The sequence below is a fragment of the Selenomonas sp. oral taxon 126 genome (assembly GCF_001683335.1).
Taxonomy (GTDB): Bacteria; Bacillota; Negativicutes; order Selenomonadales; family Selenomonadaceae; genus Centipeda.
On sequence record NZ_CP016201.1, the window covers coordinates 2376095 to 2382424 of the forward strand.

Annotated in this window: 3 protein-coding genes; all 3 read left to right on the plus strand. The window is 59.0% G+C overall.

The features are described from left to right. Positions 1-6: 6 nt before the first annotated feature. From ligA to AXF19_RS10850, 3 genes are read left to right on the plus strand one after another with little or no spacing between them, the layout of a single operon-like run. Positions 7-2055, plus strand: coding sequence for an NAD-dependent DNA ligase LigA (gene ligA, locus AXF19_RS10840; protein WP_066848700.1), 2049 nt, complete (start codon positions 7-9; stop codon positions 2053-2055). Positions 2056-2093: 38 nt separating this feature from the next. After that, positions 2094-3239, plus strand: a complete 1146-nt coding sequence (locus AXF19_RS10845) for an exonuclease SbcCD subunit D (protein ID WP_066848703.1) — start codon at positions 2094-2096, stop codon at positions 3237-3239. Next, entirely contained in the window at positions 3236-6316 is a 3081-nt protein-coding gene (locus AXF19_RS10850; RefSeq protein WP_066848706.1) for an AAA family ATPase, read from the plus strand. Before AXF19_RS10845 ends, AXF19_RS10850 begins: the two co-directional genes overlap by 4 nt. The last annotated feature ends 14 nt before the right edge of the window (positions 6317-6330 follow it).

Genomic DNA, 6330 nt, shown 5'->3' on the forward strand with positions numbered 1-6330 from the left:
GAAGATATGAGCGACATTGTGGATATCAAGAGCGAGCTCGCGGAGCTGCGGAAGAAGATCCGAAAATATTCTAAGCAGTATTATGACGCGAATGCATCGGATATTTCCGACTATGACTTCGATATGCTCATGCAGCGTCTGAAAGCAATCGAGGCGGAGTATCCGGAACTCATCACGAAGAATTCGCCGACCCAGAAGGTGGGCGGTACGGCGCAGCGCGAGGTCGGCGTACTCGTTCGCCATGATGTCCCCATGCTTTCTCTGCAGGATGTATTTAGTGAAGAGGAAATACGCTCCTTTGTCGCTGGCATTCTGTCGCATTTCCCTACAGCGGAATTCGTTGTCGAGGAAAAGATTGACGGACTCTCCCTCGCACTCCGCTATGAAAACGGTGCGCTTGCGCGTGCCATCACGCGCGGCGACGGAACGGTACAGGGCGAGGATGTCACGCTGAATGCGCGTGCAATCAGCGATGTTGTCGAACAGCTGCATGAACCTGTTCCGTATTTTGAAGTGCGCGGCGAGGTCTATATGGAGCGCGCGGCATTTGCCGAGGTCAACGAACGGCAGGAACTTCTCAGACTGAAGCCGTTTGCCAACCCGCGCAACTGCGCGGCGGGGACGTTGCGTCAGCTGGACGCTCGCGTGACGCGCGAGCGCAGACTCTCGATGTTCGTATTCAATTTGCAGCGTGTAGAGGGGCATACGTTCTCCACGCATACAGAGGCATACGACTTCATGCGTGCGCAGGGGATCAAGATTATTTCCAATTATCGTGTCTGTCATACGGCGGACGAGGTCTGGAACGCAATCACGGAGATCGGTGCGCGGCGTGGAGACCTGCCCTATGACATCGACGGCGCCGTCGTCAAGGTCAACGATTTTGCACAGCGCGCGGAGCTGGGAGCGACGGCAAAGGCGCCACGCTGGGCGATTGCCTACAAGTATCCGCCTGAGGAAAAGGAGACTGTTCTGCACACCATCGAGCTGTCCGTGGGACGCACAGGGCGCATCACACCGACAGCGGTGTTCGACCCCGTGCAGCTCTGCGGCACGCGCGTCGAGCGTGCAACCCTGCACAATCAGGACTATATCGACAGTCTGGACATACGGCTCGGCGACACGATCCTCGTCTACAAGTCGGGCGAGATCATCCCGCGCGTCAAGGCGGTCATCAAAGAGAAACGACCGCAGACAGCGAAGCCGTATCTGATCGGCGACCGCTGTCCCGTCTGTCATTCCCATGCCGTCCGCGAGTCCGATACGGCGGACATCAAATGTCAGAACCCCGCCTGTCCTGCACAGGTGGAGAATCACATTCTGAACTTCGTCAGCCGAAATGCAATGGACATCAAGGGCTTTGGGGGGTCTGCCGTCATAGCACTGACACATAAGGGCTATTTGCATGACATTGCGGATATATATGCACTGCATATGCATCGCGATGAACTGATAGCATCCGGTATCATCGGGCGTGAAAAGAGCGTGGAAAATCGCCTTGCCGCGATTGAAGCAAGCAAGGCGAATACGCCCGATCGTCTGCTCACGGGACTCGGGATCTCCGGCATCGGGCGCGCGGCGGCAATCTCCCTCATGCAGGCATTCCCCTCCATCGACGCATTGCAGGAGGCGGCGCTCAGAGATCCCGAGCAGATTCGCGCCGTTCCCGATATGGGAGAGATCAGCGTACAGAAGCTCACGGAGTTCTTTGCATCGGAATCGGGGCAAGCACTGCTCGACAAATTCCGCGCTGCGGGCGTGAACTTTGAGAGTGCCCCCATTGTCCGCGCAGGAACGACGCTTGCGGGAAAGAGTTTTGTCATTACGGGAACGCTGCCGACGCTCTCGCGCGAGGAATGCGCGGCACTGATTACCGCGCATGGCGGCGTCGTTAAGGGATCGGTATCGAAAAAGACCGATTATCTGGTCGCGGGAGAAGCCGCAGGAAGCAAACTGCAAAAGGCAGAGGGACTGGGGATTCCGATTTTGGACGAGGCAGACCTCAGAGATTTGCTTGCATTGAAATCTGCGGCGCACCCGATGCGGGAAGTCTAATTAAAGAAATATATTCATATACGAGATGAGGAAATGAAATGCGGTTTATCCATACGGCAGACTGGCATTTGGGAAAACTCTTCGGGCAGCGGCATATGACGGAGGATCAGGCATATGTGCTGGAGGAACTGCTCGCGCTGTGCAGAGATGTGCGTCCTGATGCGCTCGTCATTGCAGGGGATGTCTATGACCGTGCCATCCCGCCGCCCGAGGCAGTGGAACTCTTCAACGAAATATTGACGCGGCTGGCAGAGCAGGGGATCAAGGTGCTCTTCATCGCAGGGAATCACGACAGCGCTGTGCGCCTTCATTTTGGCGCACAGCTTCTTCGTGCGTCCGGAATCTATCCGGCGGGGACTGTGCGTGCCGATGAGGCGCCTGTTGTCTTCTCGGATGAATTCGGTCCCGTGTATTTCTCTCTCATTCCCTATGGAGATCCGCCCCATGTGCGCGCGGCATTCTCCGTGGAGGAGGCACTTTCGTTCGACACGGCGCTCGCAGTGCAGATCGCGGCGGCACGCGCGCAGATTCCGCCCTCGGCGCGCAGTGTGGCTGTGGCGCACGCCTTTGTCATCGGCGGACAGGTATCGGAATCCGAGCATGCACTCTCCGTCGGTGGGAGCGATCAGGTCAGTGCGGAGAATTTTACAGCATATTCCTATACGGCGCTTGGGCATCTGCATGCTCCTCAGCGGGCAGGAGCGGAGAACATCCGATATTCCGGCTCTCTGCTGAAATACTCCTTCGATGAAGCCTGTCAAAAAAAAGGTGTGGAACTCGTCGAGTTGGATGCCGAGGGGATGGCATCCCATACCTTCTATCCACTGACGCCGCGTCACGATGTACGCATTGTCAGCGGGCTGATGGATGAACTCATGCGCGAGGACTTCGACCCGCTCCCGCATGACGACTATATCTGCGTGGAACTCCTCGACACGGATGCGGTACTTGCCGCGCATGAGAAGCTACGCAGGATCTATCCGAATCTCTTCACCATCACGCGCCCGAACATCAACGTCAATCGCCTTTCCTCCACGGAGCGCAGCTATGAACGCGGCAAGTCCGATCTCCACCTCTTTTCCGACTTCTTTGCCGAGGTGACCTCAGATGAGCTGACGGACATGGAGCGCAGGGAGCTCGTTCGTGTGATTGATTCGCTGGAACAGGGGGCGCGTGCAGAATGAGACCGCTGAAACTACGCTTGCAGGCATTCGGCTCCTATGTAGAGGAGCAGGTGCTGGATTTTGAGACGGCGCTTGCAGACGCTCCGTTTGTACTCATTCATGGGGCAACGGGAGCAGGAAAGACCACGATTCTCGACGCTATTGTATTTGCACTATACGGCGAATCCAGCGGCAATGTCCGAGAGGGAACAACGCTGCGCTCTGCCACTGCACCGCCGGAGCGGACGACAGAGGTGGAGTACGTCTTTGCGCTCGGACGCCGCCGCTATCGCGTCCTGCGCTCACCGACATATGAGCGCATGTCACGCGGGAAGATGACGCGCCGTCCACCGACGGGTCAGCTCTACCGCCTCCCTGACGAGGGGGAGGATGGAGAGGAAGTCCTGCTCGCGTCGAATGTGACAGAGGTATCGAATCGTATCGGAGAGCTGATTGGCTTTGATGCCGATCAATTTCGTCAGGTCGTCCTCCTCCCGCAGGGGCAGTTTCAGCGATTCCTGCTCGCCGAGGTCAAGGATCGCAGCGCCATCATGCAGCGCATCTTTCGCACGGAGCGCTATCAACGCATCGAGGAGGCTCTGCTGCAGGAGTCTCTGCAGCTCGAGCGCGCTGCAGACGAGGAGCGTGCGCGCATCGACCATATGCTGCACGGGGAAAATCTGAACAGCCTCGATGACCTGCGTGCGCACGTCGCAGAACTGAATGCGGTGATTGACAGCCATGCCGCAGAGATCAAGGTACTGGAGGAGAAGCAGCGCGCGGCACGCCACGCGCGTGAGGCTGGGGCGGCGGCGCAGCAAAAACTACAGGAGCTTGCCGAGGCGCAGAAACGCTTTGGGGAAAAGCAGGCACAGGAAAAATCGGTCGCGGATTTTCGCATGCGTCTGGAACGCGCGCAGCGTGCCCAGCCCGTCATCTACAAGGAGCACGCAGCCGTACAGGCAGCGGAGCAGGAGAAGACGAGAGCGGGGGAGCTGAAGGAAGCCGCCCTGCGTCTGACTGCGGCACAGACGGCGCTCCACACGGCAAAGGAGGCGCTGACAGCAGCAGAGGAAGCCGAGCCGGAGCGCACGAAAAAAACGGAGTGCATTCAGCTGCTCTCGAACTATGCGGAGCGCGCACAAAAACTTCGAGACTGCCGCGCATCGGCAGAGAAGCTGCGCGCGCACGCAGATCATCTCGAAGAAGAAAAAAAGACGGCTGCAGATGCCATTGAAAAGCTGACAGCTGAATGCAAGGAGAATGAGGAGCGCATTGCCGCACTTGAAAAGATATTGGCAGGCAAGGAGGCGCTTCAGCACGAACAGGATCGCCTGAAACGCTGTCAGAGCGCCGCAGCCCGCATCACTGCGCTGACTGCACAGGAATCTAAGCTCCGCACGCAGCAGGAAGAGGCGCAACAGACTGTGAAGGACGCCTCGCAGCAGCTGGCGGAAGCCAAGACAAAGCTGCGCCAGATGCAGACGCTCTACGATCTCGGCAGTGCGGCACGCCTTGCCGAGACGCTTGCGGACGGCGCACCGTGTCCCGTCTGCGGCGCACTGTCTCATCCCAGCCCTGCGATGCACGCGGAGGACATCCCCTCCGAGCAGGAGGTGGAGTCCTGTGCAAAGGCCGTGGACGCTGCCGAACAGAACGCACAGAATGCCGCACGAAAGTTGGAAGCGGCAAAAGAGAAGTATGCACGCGCAAATCAGAGCCGCACACAGGAGCAGGAACTTCTGGATGATCTTCTGGGTTCTGATACAATTGAGGGAATGGCACAGCGGACAGAGCAGCACAATGCGCAGTTAAGGCACGCCGAAAAGGAGCATACGGAGCGGACGACGCAGCGCGTCGCGCAGCAGGCGCAGCTTGAATCCATGCGCGCGGAACAGGAGAAGAAAACTGCCGATGCACAGAAGCATCGCGACCTTCTGCGTACACGCGAGGGAGAGCAGGCGGCGCTCGAGGCAGAGCTGCCCGAGGAATATCGTGACTACGCGAAGATCGCCCCCGAAATTCAGCGGCTGACTGCGGAGGTTGCGCAGCAAAAGCACGCATACGATACCGCGAGGGAAAAGGAGAAGGAGTCCGCTGCCGCCCGTGCAGGTGCGGAGAGCGCACATACTGCCGCACAGCGTGCCCACACAGAGTCGATGCAGACAGCGCAGACGGCGCAGAGTGAATATGCCGCTGTACGCACACAGGCGGGATTCTCCTCCGAGGAGGAATACCATGCGGCAATCGCGGGTAAGTGGTCGGACAGCAAGCATCTGAAAGCGGTACAAGAGCGTATCAACGCCTATGAGACCGACTACAAGACCGCAGCAGAGCTTCTGAATACGGCAAAAGCGGCCGCAGAGGGGCTGACGCCTCCCGATATGCCTGCGCTCACGGCGGCAGAGGCAGCCGCCGATCAGGCGGTGCGCGATCAGGCGCGGGAGCAGGGCATCCGCACGGAGCGGCGGGACGCACTCACGCGCATGATGAACGAGATCGATGTGCTCGAGAAGGCGGGGGCGGCGCGTGCAGAGCGATACCGCATCATTGGCAGACTTGCGAATGTGGCGGCGGCAAAGGCGCCCTATCAGGTACATTTTCAGACCTACGTCCTGCGTTCGATTCTGAGCGATGTCATCGAGGCGGCAAATGCACGCCTCGTCGTGATGAGCCGAGGCCGCTATCGTCTCGTACACGGCGAGGGCGGTCACAGAAATAAATGGTGGGGACTGGAAATCGACGTATTCGATGAGTATACTGGGCTTCCGCGCGTCTCGCGCACGCTGTCCGGCGGGGAGACCTTTCTCGCATCCTTGGCGCTTGCGCTCGGGCTCTCGGATGTCGTTCAGCACTATGCAGGCGGCATGCACCTCGACATGATCTTCATCGACGAGGGCTTCGGCTCGCTCGACAGCGAGACGCTGGATGTCGCCATTCGCGCCCTGCTCGAGGTGCAGCAGGAGGGGGGACGACTCGTCGCCATCATCTCGCACGTAGAGGAGCTGCGCGCACGCATTCCCGTGCATCTTGAGGTCATGCGCACGGCGAGCGGCAGCAGGGCGCGCTTTACACAGGGCGGAGCGGAGGCATTATGACGGCAGGACTGGAG